Genomic DNA, 243 nt, shown 5'->3' with positions numbered 1-243 from the left:
ATGAATCTGGGATTACGCCGTTACCTTGCTCGCAGTGCAATAAAACAGTGAAGTTCTCGCCAATGCTAACTTATGCCCAAGAAAAATTAGGGATTGACTGTGTGGCGACCGGGCATTATGCACGGATTGAATATAATGCTGAGTTGGGGCGTTATCAATTATTGCGGGCGCGCGATCGCGCAAAAGATCAATCTTATTTCCTCTACGATTTACCCCAAGATTTATTAGCGCACACGATTTTCC

1 pseudogene is annotated in these 243 nt (G+C 44.9%); it reads left to right on the top strand.

Annotation, left to right across the window (positions count from 1 at the left end):
- Nucleotides 1–62: 62 nt before the first annotated feature.
- Nucleotides 63–243 (top strand): annotated as a pseudogene (locus R0J92_RS25830) (tRNA 2-thiouridine(34) synthase MnmA); the annotation flags it as partial.

Source organism: Tritonibacter sp. SIMBA_163, assembly GCF_046535935.1.
Taxonomy (GTDB): Bacteria; Pseudomonadota; Alphaproteobacteria; order Rhodobacterales; family Rhodobacteraceae; genus Epibacterium; species Epibacterium scottomollicae.
The sequence above is the reverse complement of the archived record's forward strand: the minus strand, read 5'-3'. Positions and strand labels throughout refer to the sequence as shown.